This is a genomic window from Aureimonas phyllosphaerae (assembly GCF_900113065.1).
GTDB classification, from domain to species: domain Bacteria; phylum Pseudomonadota; class Alphaproteobacteria; order Rhizobiales; family Rhizobiaceae; genus Aureimonas; species Aureimonas phyllosphaerae.
On sequence record NZ_FOOA01000006.1, the window covers coordinates 128,571 to 142,301 of the forward strand.

At 68.9% G+C, this 13,731-nt stretch carries 10 protein-coding genes; 8 read left to right on the forward strand and 2 right to left on the reverse strand.

Features of this window, described 5'->3' with window-relative positions; translation table 11 throughout:
- The first annotated feature begins 51 nt into the window (after positions 1-51).
- The 4 genes from BM175_RS09965 to BM175_RS09980 all read left to right on the forward strand — a co-directional run bounded on the left by BM175_RS09965 (position 52) and on the right by BM175_RS09980 (position 4,415).
- Positions 52-942 (forward strand): ABC transporter permease, encoded by an 891-nt coding sequence (locus BM175_RS09965; RefSeq protein WP_090962765.1) that lies wholly within the window; start codon positions 52-54, stop codon positions 940-942.
- A complete protein-coding gene (locus BM175_RS09970) occupies positions 939-1,754 on the forward strand; it encodes an ABC transporter permease (protein ID WP_090962613.1) in 816 nt (271 codons plus the stop codon). The genes BM175_RS09965 and BM175_RS09970 overlap by 4 nt, the downstream gene beginning before the upstream one ends.
- Entirely contained in the window at positions 1,751-2,872 is a 1,122-nt protein-coding gene (locus tag BM175_RS09975; protein ID WP_090962615.1) for an ABC transporter ATP-binding protein, read from the forward strand. The genes BM175_RS09970 and BM175_RS09975 overlap by 4 nt, the downstream gene beginning before the upstream one ends.
- An 88-nt stretch (positions 2,873-2,960) precedes the next feature.
- Positions 2,961-4,415 (forward strand): alkaline phosphatase D family protein, encoded by a 1,455-nt coding sequence (locus BM175_RS09980; RefSeq protein ID WP_244545951.1) that lies wholly within the window; start codon positions 2,961-2,963, stop codon positions 4,413-4,415.
- A 4-nt stretch (positions 4,416-4,419) separates the two neighbouring features.
- Here the strand turns inward: BM175_RS09980 and BM175_RS09985 are convergent, their stop codons facing one another.
- Positions 4,420-6,189 carry an SLC13 family permease gene (locus tag BM175_RS09985; RefSeq protein ID WP_090962621.1) on the reverse strand — a complete coding sequence of 590 codons (1,770 nt, stop codon included), beginning with the start codon at positions 6,187-6,189 and terminating at the stop codon, positions 4,420-4,422.
- Between the two features lie 140 nt (positions 6,190-6,329).
- On the opposite strand from BM175_RS09985, the gene BM175_RS09990 reads away from it, so the two are divergent.
- Genes BM175_RS09990 through BM175_RS10000 form a run of 3 tightly spaced genes read left to right on the forward strand, consistent with a single transcriptional unit; the run spans position 6,330 to position 10,674 of the window.
- Positions 6,330-9,710 carry a response regulator gene (locus tag BM175_RS09990; protein WP_090962624.1) on the forward strand — a complete coding sequence of 1,127 codons (3,381 nt, stop codon included), beginning with the start codon at positions 6,330-6,332 and terminating at the stop codon, positions 9,708-9,710.
- A complete protein-coding gene (locus tag BM175_RS09995; RefSeq protein WP_090962627.1) occupies positions 9,707-10,090 on the forward strand; it encodes a response regulator in 384 nt (127 codons plus the stop codon). Before BM175_RS09990 ends, BM175_RS09995 begins: the two co-directional genes overlap by 4 nt.
- A complete protein-coding gene (locus BM175_RS10000; RefSeq protein ID WP_090962630.1) occupies positions 10,087-10,674 on the forward strand; it encodes a DUF533 domain-containing protein in 588 nt (195 codons plus the stop codon). Before BM175_RS09995 ends, BM175_RS10000 begins: the two co-directional genes overlap by 4 nt.
- Here the strand turns inward: BM175_RS10000 and BM175_RS10005 are convergent.
- Positions 10,652-11,080 (reverse strand): CBS domain-containing protein, encoded by a 429-nt coding sequence (locus BM175_RS10005; protein WP_090962633.1) that lies wholly within the window; start codon positions 11,078-11,080, stop codon positions 10,652-10,654. The two genes, BM175_RS10000 and BM175_RS10005, sit on opposite strands and share 23 nt — an antisense overlap.
- A 144-nt stretch (positions 11,081-11,224) precedes the next feature.
- On the opposite strand from BM175_RS10005, the gene glgX reads away from it, so the two are divergent.
- Positions 11,225-13,495, forward strand: coding sequence for a glycogen debranching protein GlgX (gene glgX, locus BM175_RS10010; protein WP_090962767.1), 2,271 nt, complete (start codon positions 11,225-11,227; stop codon positions 13,493-13,495).
- The last annotated feature ends 236 nt before the right edge of the window (positions 13,496-13,731 follow it).

Below are 13,731 nucleotides of genomic sequence, written 5' to 3' on the forward strand. Positions count from 1 at the left end.
GGCGTCCTGCGCGAAGGGGTCCCCGCGTTGAGTGTCCAGGTCCTCGAGCCCATGACGGGTGTCGCCGCCGCAGCCGGGCCGCCGGCCGAGCGCGCCAGGAAAGGCTCGCTGGCCTGGCTCGGCGTCGTCCCGTTCTTCGCCTTCGCGATCCTGTTCCTGATCGCCCCGACCTTCTACCTCGTGGTCGGCGCCTTCCAGGACCCTACGGGCAGCTTCACGCTCGCCAACATCGCCGGGCTGTTCCAGTCGCAGATCGTGGCGGCCTACTGGATCTCGATCCGCATCAGCCTCGCCTCGGCGGGTCTCGGCGCGCTGCTCGGCTTCTTCCTCGCCTATGCGATCGTGCACGGCGGCCTGCCGTCCTGGATCCGCTCGTCCGTCGTCACCTTCTCGGGCGTCGCCTCGAACTTCGCCGGCATCCCGCTCGCCTTCGCCTTCCTCGCGACGCTCGGGCGCATCGGCCTCGTCACCTGGTTCCTAAACGAGGCCTTCGGCCTCAACATCTACCGGCTCGGCTTCAATCTCCTGAGCTTCTGGGGCCTGACGATCACCTATCTCTACTTCCAGATCCCGCTGATGGTGCTGATCATCACGCCGGCGCTGGATGGGCTGAAGCGGGAATGGCGCGAGGCCTCCTCGATCCTCGGCGCCTCCAACTGGCAGTACTGGCGCATGGTGGCGCTCCCCGTTCTGTTCCCGAGCCTCATGGGCTGCTTCCTGCTCCTCTTCGCCAACGCCTTCGGCGCCATCGCCACGGCCTACGCGCTGACCGGCTCCTCGCTCAACATCGTGCCGATCCTCCTCTACGCGCAGATCCGCGGCGACGTCCTCTACAACCCCAATCTCGGCTACGCGCTCGCCTTCGGCATGATCGTGATCACCGGCTGCTCCAACCTCCTCTACATCTGGCTGCGCTCGCGCGCCGAGCGGTGGCTGCGATGAAGGCGCCGCGGGTTCTGGCCTGGATCGCGGTGGTTCTGGCCGCGCTCTACTTCCTTCTGCCGCTCTGGGCGACGTTCCAGTTCTCGCTCTCCATGCTGCGCGGCCAGTGGAGCTTCGAGGCCTACCGGGTCGTCTTCGCCGACAACCGCTTCCAGGAGACCTTCCTCTTCTCCGGCATCTGCGCCGTGACGACCATCGTGCTCGGCACGCTCCTCGTCGTGCCGACGGCCTACTGGGTGCGCCTGCGCCTGCCGCGGCTGCGCCCGGTGGTCGAGTTCATCACCCTCCTGCCGCTGGTGATCCCGCCGATCGTCCTCGTGTTCGGGTATCTCCGGCTCTACAACTCCTCGTCCTGGCTGCCCTTCACGGGCACGGTCGCGGGCACCAACGTCATCCTCGTCTTCGGCTACACGGTGCTGGCGCTGCCCTACATGTACCGCGCCGTCGACACCGGCCTGCAGGCGATCGACATCCGCACCCTGACGGAGGCCGCCGAAAGCCTCGGGGCGAAACGCTCCACCATCATGAGCCAAGTGATCCTGCCGAACGTGCGCGCGGCGGTCCTGTCCGGTGCCTTCCTTACCTTCGCCATCGTGATCGGCGAGTTCGTGCTGGCGAGCCTCCTCAACCGCCCGGCCTTCGGCCCCTATCTCCAGAATGTCGGCGCCAACCGGGCCTACGAGCCCGCCGCGCTCGCGATGATCGCCTTCGCGGTCACCTGGGGTTGCATGGTGCTTCTGCACGTGGCGGGCGGCGCGGGGCCGGGTCGCGCGCGCTCCTTCCTCAAACCCAAGGCGAAGGCGGTTCCATGAGCTTTCTCGAGATCGCGGGCGTCGCCAAGAGCTTCGGCGCCAACACCGTGCTGCACGGCTTCGACCTCGCGGTGGAGAAGGGCGAGTTCGTCACCTTCCTCGGGCCGTCGGGCTGCGGCAAGACCACGATGCTGCGCATCGTCGCCGGTTTCGAGACGGCGAGCCGCGGCACCGTGCGCATCGACGGCCAGGACGTCACCGACCTGGCGCCCAACGCCCGGCGCATCGGCATGGTGTTCCAGGCCTACGCCCTGTTCCCCAACATGAGCGTCGCCGACAACGTCGCCTTCGGCCTCAAGGTCGCCGGCGTTCCGAAGGCGGAGCGCCGCTCGCGCGTCGAGGACATGCTGCGCCTCATCGGCCTGCCTCACATCGCCGACCGCTATCCCTACCAGCTGTCGGGCGGCCAGCAGCAGCGCGTGGCGCTGGCGCGCGCCATCGCGCCGCGCCCGCGCGTCCTCCTCCTCGACGAGCCCCTGTCGGCGCTCGACGCCAAGATCCGCGTGTCGCTGCGCACCGAGATCCGCGACCTCCAGCGCGAGCTCGGCATCACCACGATCTTCGTGACGCACGACCAGGAGGAGGCGCTCTCCATGTCGGACCGCATCGTCGTCATGTCGGAAGGGCGCATCGAGCAGGTCGGCACGCCGTTCGAGATCTACAACCGCCCCCGCACGCGCTTCGTCGCCTCCTTCGTCGGCACGCTCGGCCTCCTCAAGGGCGAGGTCGCGCACGGGGACCGCGTCGTCGTCGATGGGCAGGAGATCGAGGCCCATGCCGGCGAGGCGCGGGTCGGCGACACCGTGACGTTGGCGCTGCGCCCCGAGGCCCTGTCGCTCCATCCCAGCCGCGAGCGCTCCAACGAGCTGCGCGGCGAGATCACGTCCGTCGCCTTCCTCGGCTCGGTGGTGCGCCTGCGCGCCCGCTTCGGCCGGGACGAGCTGATGATCGACACGTTCAACGATCCGGCCCTGCCGCCCCCGAACCTCGGCTCGACCGTGAAGGTGCATTTCGCGCCGGTCGATGTCCTGTGCCTCGGCGCCGGGGCCGGCGCGCCCGGCGCCGGTGCGCGCCCATCGACGCCGGTCACAGGCCTCCGGATGCCGCTCGCCGTCTGAGCTTGCCGCGCGCCCAAGCCTTGTCGCGGCCCGCTCGCGCACGACATGTCGGGCGTCGAGAAGCGGCCGGACGAGGAACCCGAGGACGTTGAGCACCACACCCTTGCACGCGTCGGCGCTGGTCGCCGGCCCCATCCTCTATGCGCGTGGTGCGGACGCGGCCGCGGTCCGGCTCGGCGTCGTCGCGGTCACGCGGCAGGGCGCCGAGGCGCCCCGGCTGGAAGCGGACGGGGCGGACGCGGTGCCGCTCGCGCTTCGCGCCGAGCTCTTCGGCCACGCCGTGTGGGGCGCCGAGTTCGTGCTGCCGGTCGGGCCGGAGACGGGATACTGGCTGGACGGGCGGCGCTTTCCCGTCGTGACCGACCTCTCCGGGGATCTCGCGGTCGGCTTCGTCTCCTGCAACGGGCAGGAGAACGGTGACGAGGCGCGCAGCCACGAGGATCGCGACGTCATGTGGCGGCGGCTGGCCGCCGAGCACCGGACGCGGCCCTTCGCGCTGCTCCTCCACGGCGGCGACCAGCTCTATGCCGACGAGGCGGTGGACGCCCATGCCGAGACGCGGCGCTGGGCGGATCTTCCCATCGACGGGAAACCGGCCGTCGCGTGGACGACCGACATGGAGGAGGCCATTCGCGGCTACTTCTTCCGCCGCTATCTCGCGCTGATCCGCCAGCCGGCCTTTGCCGAACTCGGCGCGCGCGTGCCCTCGCTGATGATCTGGGACGACCACGACATCTTCGACGGCTGGGGCAGCCATCCCGTCGGCCTGCAGGAGAGCCCCGTCGCGCTCGGCCTCTTCCGGGCGGCGCGCGAGATGTTCGTGCTGTTCCAGATCGGCGCCGATCCGGCCGCGCTGCCGGCCACCTGCCGCGACCGGACCGGCACGAGCTTCTCGCAGGACGCCCTCTTTCCCGGCTTCTCGGTCCTCCTGCCCGACCTGCGCTCGGAGCGAACGCCGGGGCGCGTCATGGGAGACGAGGGCTGGACGGCGTTCGAGGCGGGGCTTGCGGCGGCGCCCGGCGGCGACCGGCGGATCGTCGTCTCCAGCGTGCCGGCGCTGGGCCCGCGCCTGTCGCTGGTGGAGGCGCTGCTCGACCTCTATCCCGGCCAGCAGCAATACGAGGACGACCTGCGCGACCAGTGGCAGAGCCGCGGCCACCGGGCGGAATGGGTGCGCCTTCTCTCGAGCCTCGAGCGCGAGGCGGTGGAACGCGGCGGCCCGGTCACCGTCGTGTCGGGCGAGATCCATCTGGCGACGCGCGGCGAGATGCGCCTGCGCGACGGCTCGTCGCTGCACCAGCTGGTCGCCTCGGGCATCACCCACCCCAAGCCCCCGGCGGCCCTCGGTCTCGGCCTCGGGCTCCTGTCGCGACTCGGCCACTCGCCGCTGCCGGGGCGGCCGATCCGGCTGAAGCGCCTGCCGGGCCAGCGCACGGTCTACACCGCCGAGCGCAACTATCTCGTGCTGCGCCGGCGCGCCGGACACTGGACCGCGTCCTGGGAACTGGAGGACAGCGGGCGCACCGCCGAGCTCGGGCTTTGAGAGATCAGCCCCCGACCGGCCAGAACAGTGCGATCAGCGGCACGCCGACGAAGAGCACGATAGCCGAGAGCGGCAAGCCGAGGCGCCAGTAGTCGCCGAACCGGTAGCCGCCCGGCGCCATGACGATCGTGTTGCACTGGTGGCCGATCGGCGTGAGGAAGTCGCAGGCCGCCCCCAGCGCCACCGCCATCAGGAACGGGTCGGGGTTCAGCCCCAGCCGCACCGCGAGGCTGCCGGCGATGGGCCCGAGCATCAGGACGGTCGCCGCGTTGTTGAGGAACGGGGTGACCGCCATGGCGAGCAGCGTCACCATGAAGAGCGAGGTGAGCGGCGACAGCCCGTGCAGGGCGGTCGACAGCCAGCCCGCGATGAGGTCGGTGCCGCCGGTGGTCTGGATCGCCTCCGACAGCGGGATCAGCGCGGCGAGGAGCACGATCACCGACGCTTCCACCGTGCCGTAGGCCTCGTGCATGCTCATGACGCGCAGGAGAAGGAGGATCACGGCCGCGCCAAAGAAGGCGGCGACCGCGCTGACGATACCCGCGGCGGTCAGGATCATCGCGGCCATCAGCACCCCGAGCGGGATGAACGAGCGGCGCGAGCGGCCGAGCACGATCGAACGCTCGGCGAGCGGCAGGATGCGCAGCTCGGCGAGCGCCGCCGGCACGCTTTCGCTGGTTCCCTTCAGGACGAGGACGTCGCCCTCGCGGAGGCGGAGCGTTGCGAGCCGCTGCTCGATCGGCCGCCCGGAGCGGCTGACGGCGAGCACCGCCACCCCGTGCGCCGTCTCCAGCGCCAGCTTGCCGAGACGCGAGCCGATCGCCGGCGACTGCGGCGTCACGACGCCCTCGACGACGCTCTCGGTCTCGATGTCGGCGCGCGTCGACAGGTCGCCCGTGAGGCTGAGGCCGGCGCGCGCCACGGCCCGCTCGATGCCCTCCGGCTCGCCGCCGAGGAGCAGGAGGTCGCCCGCCTTCAGCACCATGCCGGGCGTCGGCTCATGGCGTCGGAACCGCTCGCGGATCACGAGGCGCACGGCGATGTCGTTGTCGGCGGCCGCCTCCAGCTCGGCGACGCTGCGCCCGGCGATGGTCGAGCCTTCCGGGATCTCGGCCTCGGCCGTGTAGGCGTCGAGCGCGAAGGCCTCGCCCATGCCGCCGGCCGGCTTCCGCTTCGGGATGAGGCCGGAGGCGAGCGACAGGAACAGGAAGCCGCAGACCACGACCCCGATGCCGACCGGCGCGTAGTCGAACATGGCGAAGGGCTGGCCCGTCATGTCTTGGCGGATCTTCGAGACGATGATGTTGGGCGAGGTGCCGACGAGGGTGACGAGACCGCCGATCAGCGAGCCGAAGGCCATCGGCATCAGGAGCTGCGAGACGGACGTGCCGTTCTTGCGCGAGACCTGCGCGGCGATCGGCATGAACATGGCGAGCGCGCCGACGTTCTTCGTCACCATCGAGAGCAGCGTGACGGCGCCGACCAAGACGAAGACCTGCCGGCGCGCCGTGCGCATGTGCGGCATCAGCGGGCGCATGATGTCCTCCACGACGCCCGAGCGCGCGATCGCGGCGCTGACGAGGAGTGCGGCGACGACGATCACCACCACGTCGTCGGCAAACCCGGAAAAGGCGCTCTTGACCGGCACGATGCCGGTGACGACGCCGGCGAGCAGCCCGAGGAGCGCGATGAGATCGTAGGGCAGGCGCCCCCAGACGAAGCCGGCGACGGTGAGGCCGACGAGGCCGAAGGCGAGGGCTTGGTCGAGGGTCATGGGGGGCTCGCGGAGGGAACGGCGTAAGGCGGAAGGCGACAAAAAGCGGCACGGCGGCCCGTGCCCGTCGAACGAAATCCGGCGCGCGCCGTTACGCGAGGGATGCGGCGCCTCCGTCCGCATTCGGGGGACTTCCAAGCATGACACAAGGTGGCGCCGGGATCGCATCCGGCAATAAGGGCGTGGCGACGGTCCAAGCGGCCCTCGGACGCACGGCGGTTCTGGCCGGACTGCTGCTGGCGCTGGCGACCGCGGCCTTCGTCTGGACCATCTGGCAGGACACGCGCCGCGAGGAAGCGGCGAGCGGCAATGCCGCCATCATCGCCGAGGCTGAGCGCTACCTGTCGATGATGACCAGCATCGAGACCTCGACGCGCGGCTTCGTCATCGCCGGCACGGAGGAGTTCCTGTCCCCGTTCCGCCAGAACGTCGCCGATCTGCCGGCGCAGCTCGTACGGATGGAGAATGTCTGGGCGGAGGGCGGCGGCGATCCCGCCCGGCTGGCGCGCCTGCGCGAGCTGGCCGAACAGGAGATCGCGATCGAGACCGAGACGGTGCGCCTGCGCAACGAGGAGGGGATCGAGGCCGCGTCCGACCTCGTGCGCTCGGGCATCGGCAAGCGGCTGATGGACGATATCCGCATGGAGGTCGGGCTCGCGCAGACGAACGCGCAGAAGCGCGTCGATCTCGCCGAGGCGACGGCGCATCGCGACGCGCTGGTCTCCAACATCGCCTTTCTCGCCGCCATCCTGTCGGCCGCCTCGCTCGCCGTCATCGCCTTCCGCCGCCATGTCGAGAGCCGGCGGGCGAGCGGCATGCTGTCGGCGGTTCTTGAAAACTCGCCGGTGGCGATCGGCTTTGTCGGCCGCGACGGCCGGCTCGGGCGCCTCAATCCCGCCTTCGCGCAGGCCGGCGCCAGCCTGAAGCGCGAGGTCGCGGTCTCGGATTCGCTGCTGGACCTCTTCCCGCACGACCGCGTGATGCTGGAGCGCATGCTGGACGAGACGCTGCGCTGGGGCCGCACGCACAACGGCGTCGAGCTGCGGGCGGGCGAGGGCGCGGACGAGCAGATCTATCTCGCGAGCATCTATCCGCTGCGCGCCGAGGGGCGTATTGCGCACGAGACGGTGGGCGCGGGCATCGTCCTCACCAACGCCACCAAGCGCCTGCGCGCCGAGCGGCAGCTCGCCTATTCGGAGACGCGCTTCCGCTCGCTGATCGAGGCGACCTCGGCAATCGTCTGGTCCGCGCCGAGTTCCGGCCGCTTCTCCGGCGCCCAGCCGGGCTGGGCCGCGTTCACCGGCCAGTCGGAGGCGCAGTATTCGGGTTTCGGCTGGACCGAGGCCCTCCATCCCGAGGACCGCGAGCGCAGCGCCAAGGCCTGGAAGGAGGCGGTGGAGCGCGAGGGGACGTACAAGATCGAGCACCGCGTGCGCCGCCACGACGGCGAGTGGCGCGACATGCTGGCCCGCTCCGTGCCGATCCGCGGACCGGACGGGAGCCTCACCGAATGGGTGGGCACCCACACCGACATCACCGACCAGAAGCGGATCGCCGCCGAGCTCGGTCATTCCAACGAGCAGTTCCGCATCATCGCCGACAACATCCCGCAGTTCGCTTGGATCGCCGATCCCAGTGGCGACATCGACTGGTACAACCAGCGCTGGTTCGACTACACCGGCACGACACTCGAGGAGATGCGCGGGCACGGCTGGACCAAGGTCCACCACCCCGACCATATCGAACGGGTGCGCCAGGAACTGGCACGGCGCTTTGCGGAAGGCGTGAAATGGGAGGACAGTTTTCCGCTGCGCGGCGCCGACGGGCAGTATCGCTGGTTCCTCTCCCAGGCGATCCCGATCCGCGACGAAACGGGCACGATTACGCGCTGGTTCGGCACCAACACCGACATCACCTCGCAGCGCGCCGCCGAGCAGGAGCTTGCCGCGGCCAAGGAGGCGGCCGAGAACGCCAACCGCGCCAAGTCGCAGTTCATCGCCAACATGAGCCATGAGTTGCGCACGCCGCTCTCGGCCGTGATCGGCTATGCCGAGATGCTGGAGGAGGAGGTCGAGGATCTCGGCGAGGCCCACCTTCTCACCGACCTGAAGAAGATCGAGCAGAACGCCCGGCATCTTCTCAGCCTGATCAATGACGTCCTCGACCTGTCGAAGATCGAGGCCGAGCGGATGGATGTGTATGCCGAGAGCTTCCGGCTCTCCGACGTGCTGGACGAGGTGGCCTCGACGGTCGGCTCGCTGATCACCAAGAAGAACAACCGTCTGGCGGTGGAGAAGGACGGCGATCTCGGCGAGATGCACACCGATCAGGTGAAGCTGCGCCAGTGCCTGATCAACCTCCTGTCGAATGCCGCCAAATTCACCGAGGAGGGCACGATCACCCTGTCGGCCAGCCGCGAACCGCAGGACGGCGGCGACTGGATCCGGCTCGAAGTGACCGATACCGGCATCGGCATGACGCCCGAGCAGGTCGAGCGCCTGTTCGAGCGCTTCGCGCAAGCCGACGAATCGACGACGCGCAAGTTCGGCGGTACCGGCCTCGGGCTCGCCATCACCCGCGCCTTCTGCCGCCTGCTCGGCGGCGACATCGGCGTCACCAGCGCCGAGGGGCAGGGGACGACCTTCACCATCCGCATTCCCGCCGAGGTCGAGAAGCCTGCCGAGGAGGTCCTGCCGGACACGACCGACGTCAAGCCGCCCGCGGAGGCGGGCGCGGGGCTCGTGCTGGCGATCGACGACGACCCGCATGCGCGCGAGCTTGTCACCCGCTTCCTGATGCGCGAGGGCTTTTCGGTGCGCACCGCCGCCGACGGCCTCAGCGGCCTCGAGATGGCGCGGCTCCTCAAGCCCGACGTGATCCTTCTCGACGTGACGATGCCCAAGATGGACGGCTGGGCCGTCCTGACCGAGCTGAAGGGCGATCCCGAGGTATCGGCGATCCCGGTCGTGATGATCACCATCATCGACGAGCATAGCCTCGGCTATGCCTTGGGCGCGGCGGACTATCTTCTGAAACCGGTCGAATGGAACCGCCTGAAGGCGGTGCTCGATCGCTTCCGCACCAGCGACAACGGGTTGATCCTTGCGGTCGACGACGACGAGGACGGCCTGCACCGCACCGCCACCATGCTGGAGCGCGAGGGACTGAAGGTGATCACGGCGCTGAACGGGCGCGAGGCGCTGGCGCGCATGGAGACCGAGCGCCTGAGCCTCATCCTCCTCGACCTGGTCATGCCCGAGATGGACGGTTTCGCCTTCATCAAGGCCATGCGCGAACGGGCGGACTGGCGCGATATCCCCGTCGTCGTCCTCACCTCCAAGGATCTCAACGCCGACGAGAAGCGCTTCCTGCAGGGTCAGGCCGAGGACGTCTTCTCGAAAGGCGATGTCGACCTTAGGGACCTTGCGGCCCAGATCCGCGTTATGGTCGGTCAGGGGGCGCACGCCGAGGCAACGCAGCCTGCACAGACGGGACAGTCCGCATCGGAGCCGACATCATGACACGCATCCTGCTGGTCGAGGACCACGAGGAAATCTGGGACTTCCTGTCCCGCCGCCTGCAGCGGCGCGGCTACGAGGTGGTGCTGGCCCATGACGGGCAGGACGGCATCGAGAAGGCCCGCGGCACGGCGCCCGACATCATCCTCCTCGACATGAACCTGCCGGTTCTTGACGGCTGGACCGCCGCGCGCACCATGCGGGCCGACGCCTCGATGCCCCGGATTCCGATCATCGCGCTGACCGCCCACGCCATGTCGGGCGACAAGGAGAAGACGCTGGCGGCCGGCTGCGACGACTACCACGCCAAGCCCGTCGACTTCTCCAAGCTCCTCGGCCAGATCGAGGCGCTGCTGCAGCAGCCCGCGGCGGCGCAGGCTTGAGCGTCGAATGGCTCTGGCGCCTGGCCGGGCGCCAGGCGGGACCACGCGACGGGCAGGGCCTGAACCTCGAGGCCCTCGACCTGCCCGCGATGGACGGTGCCGCAGCGCCGACGCCGACCTCGACGCGCCGCGACGGCGTGGAAGCGACGCTGGCGTTGAAAGTGCTGTCGGCGCATCTGGCGAACTTTCGGCAGGTCTCGTTTCCGCTGACCCTCGACTTCCGCTCCTTCTCGGCCGAGGAGGCCGCGCTCGCCGTCGATGCGGCGGCGTTGGCGCTCGAAGCCGACGAGGGCGGTTGGGCGGACGCCACGCGGCGCGAGCGCGCGCGGGAGACGCTGACGCGGCTCGGCGCTTCGCCGTCGCATCTCGCGCCGCTGGAGCACGACACGGCAGCGCCAGTCTCGATCGGCGCCCTGGCGGATACGGCACGCCGGCTCGACAAGGCGGCGCATGCCTATGCCGTGTCGCTTCTCGTGATCGGCCAGCGCTCAGCGGTCGCGCAGGCCTACCTCACCTATCTCGCCGCCCGCCTCGGGCTGACGGCCAATGTCGTCGGCAGCCTCAACCGGCGCTTTCGCGCGTGATCTCGCGCAGCGCCGACTGAACCGTGCCCGACTCCAGAAGAAGCACGCGCGACAGGTCGGCGAGCGTCACCCAGCCGACCACGGCCCCGTCGCCTTGCGTGACGGCGAGGCGCCGGATGCGGTGCGCGGTCATCAGGTCCATCGCGGCCTGCAGGCTGTCGGACGGACGGCAGGCAAGGATCGGCGACGACATGACGTCGCGCGCCCGCGTCTGCGCCGGATCGAGCCCGCGCGCCACGACGCGGTAGAGGATGTCGCGATCGGTGACGACGCCCCGGGCGTCGTCCGCCGTACCGATGGGCAGCGATCCGACGTCGAGATCCCCCATCATGACGGCAAGCTCCGACACGGGGTCGTCGAGCCCGGCAAACTCCACGTGCCGGTTCATTACGTCCTGGATCTTCAAGATATCGCTTCCTCGTCGCGCATTGATCGCCGGGACATAACGGGGACGCCGCCAAACGGTTCGCAGGTGCGGGAACCAAATGCGCTTCCATCCCCTTTCCCGATCCGGCGTGTCTCAATTCATGACGGGATCCATCCCTTGAACATTCAACCGAATGCCTCCGACTTCGCGTCCACTCTCGCGAAGCCCGGCCTCCACAAATCACGTGTTGAGGCTGGCCGGCCGTTCCCGCGCGGCGCCACATGGGACGGACTGGGCGTCAACTTCGCCCTGTTCTCCGCCAATGCCACGAAGGTCGAGCTCTGCATCTTCGACCAGACCGGCACCACCGAGCTCGAGCGCATCGTGCTGCCGGAATACACCAACGAGGTGTTCCACGGCTATCTGCCGGATGCGCGCCCCGGCCTCGTCTACGGCTATCGCGTCCATGGCCCCTACGAGCCCGACGCCGGCCATCGCTTCAACCCGAACAAGCTTCTCCTCGACCCTTACGCAAAGCAGCATGTCGGCGAACTGAAGTGGGATCACGCCCTCTTCGGCTACACGATCGGCCACGCTGACGGCGACCTGTCGTTCGACGAGCGCGACTCGGCGGCCTTCGTACCGAAGTCGCAGATCGTCGACCCCGCCTTCACCTGGGGCAACGATCGTCGGCCGAACGTGCCCTGGGAGCGGACCGTCTTCTACGAGACCCACGTCAAGGGCTTCACCCAGCGCCATCCCAGCGTGCCGGAGCGTGACCGCGGCAAGTTCTCGGGTCTCGCGCACCACGACGTCGTCCAGTACATCAAGAGCCTCGGCATCACGTCGGTCGAGCTCCTGCCGATCCATGCCTTCGTGGACGACAGCTACCTCGTCGAGAAGGGCCTGCGGAACTTCTGGGGCTACAACACCCTCGGCTTCTTCGCGCCCGATCCGCGCTACATGGGCTCGCCCTTCGTCAATGAGTTCAAGGAACTCGTCTCGACCTTCCACCACAACGGGCTCGAGGTGATCCTCGACGTCGTCTACAACCACACGGCCGAGGGCAACGAGAACGGGCCGACCCTCTCGTTCAAGGGCATCGACAACGCGACCTACTACCGGCTCCTGCCGGACAACAAGCGCTACTACATCAACGACACCGGCACCGGGAACACCGTCAACACCTCGCATCCGCGCGTGATGCAGCTGGTGATGGACAGCCTCCGCTACTGGGCCGGCGAGATGCGCGTCGACGGGTTCCGCTTCGACCTTGCGACCATTTTGGCGCGCGAGCCGACGGGCTTCTCGGAGGAGTCCTCCTTCCTCCACGCCACGATGCAGGATCCGCTCTTGTCCCAGGTCAAGCTGATCGCCGAGCCTTGGGACTGTGGTCCGGGCGGCTATCAGGTCGGCCGCTTCCCGCCGGGCTGGGCCGAGTGGAACGACGGCTACCGCGACACGGTGCGCGCCTACTGGCGCGGCGACGAGGGCAAGGTTCCGGCGGTCGCCGGCAAGATCTCGGCTTCCGCCGACCTCTTTAACAATCGCGGTCGCCAGCCCTGGGCGAGCGTCAACTTCATCACCGCCCACGACGGTTTCACGCTGCACGACCTCGTCTGTTACAACGACAAGCACAACGAGGCGAACGGCGAGGACAATCGCGACGGCCATTCGCACAACCTCTCGAACAACTACGGCGTCGAGGGGCCGACCGAGGATGCGGAGATCAACAACGTCCGCTTCCGCCAGCTGCGCAACTTCTTCGCGACGCTCCTCCTCTCGCGCGGCACGCCGATGATCCTAGCGGGCGACGAGTTCGCCCGCACGCAAGGGGGCAACAATAACGCCTACGCGCAGGACAACGAGATCGGCTGGGTCGACTGGAACGTCACGCAGGACGGCGAGGATCTGGCGGAATTCGTCCAGAAGCTCATCATGCTGCGTCAGGCGCTTCCGATGTTGCGTCGCGGCCGCTTCCTCCAGGGGCGGTTCGACGAGGAGATCGGCGCCAAGGACGTGACGTGGATGTCGCCGTCGGGCGGCGAGATGCAGCAGGCGGAATGGGACGATGCCGGCGCACGCTGCTTCGGCGTCCTTCTCGACGGCCGGGCGCAGGCCGAGGGCATCAAGCGCATCGGTTCGGACGCGACGATGCTCCTCGTCCTCAACGCGCACCATGACGTCGTGAACTTCAAGCTGCCGCAGGCCCCCGGCGGTCGCCGCTGGCACTGCATCATCGACACCAACATGCCGAACCGCGACGAGCTCGTGCCCTTCGAGTTCGACACCGACTACATGGCGACCGGCCGCTCGCTGCTCGCCTTCATCCTCGAGCCCGAGGATGGCTACTCCCTGTCGGACGAGGCGCACCAAGCCTTCCAGCACGTGTCGGAAGCCTTCCGCCGCGCCGCCGCCGAACGCGTGCATATCGTCCGGCCCGACAAGGGCTGATCGACCACTCCGGCGCCTTGCCGGCGCCGGCCGGCAACGAAAAGGGCCGCTTCCGAAAGGAGGCGGCCCTTTTTCATGTCGGGTCGAGGCGTCTTTCAGGCGAGCGCGAAGCGGGCAGGATCGACTGGACGCTCACGAAGATTCAAGGCGCTCCTAAAGCGCGGCAGTTACCCGGACGGCAAGAACCCAAGTCACCGATGGCTCTCCGCCAAACGGCCGCAAACCGTGCCGGCTTG

What these genes read in the sequence shown, in the direction of transcription:
- BM175_RS09965 (WP_090962765.1), top strand. Translation starts at nt 52, where the DNA reads ATGACGGGTGTCGCCGCCGCAGCCGGGCCGCCGGCCGAGCGCGCCAGG.
- BM175_RS09990 (WP_090962624.1), top strand. Translation starts at nt 6,330, where the DNA reads ATGACACAAGGTGGCGCCGGGATCGCATCCGGCAATAAGGGCGTGGCG.
- BM175_RS09975 (WP_090962615.1), top strand. Translation starts at nt 1,751, where the DNA reads ATGAGCTTTCTCGAGATCGCGGGCGTCGCCAAGAGCTTCGGCGCCAAC.
- BM175_RS09995 (WP_090962627.1), top strand. Translation starts at nt 9,707, where the DNA reads ATGACACGCATCCTGCTGGTCGAGGACCACGAGGAAATCTGGGACTTC.
- BM175_RS09985 (WP_090962621.1), bottom strand. Translation starts at nt 6,189, where the DNA reads ATGACCCTCGACCAAGCCCTCGCCTTCGGCCTCGTCGGCCTCACCGTC.
- BM175_RS09970 (WP_090962613.1), top strand. Translation starts at nt 939, where the DNA reads ATGAAGGCGCCGCGGGTTCTGGCCTGGATCGCGGTGGTTCTGGCCGCG.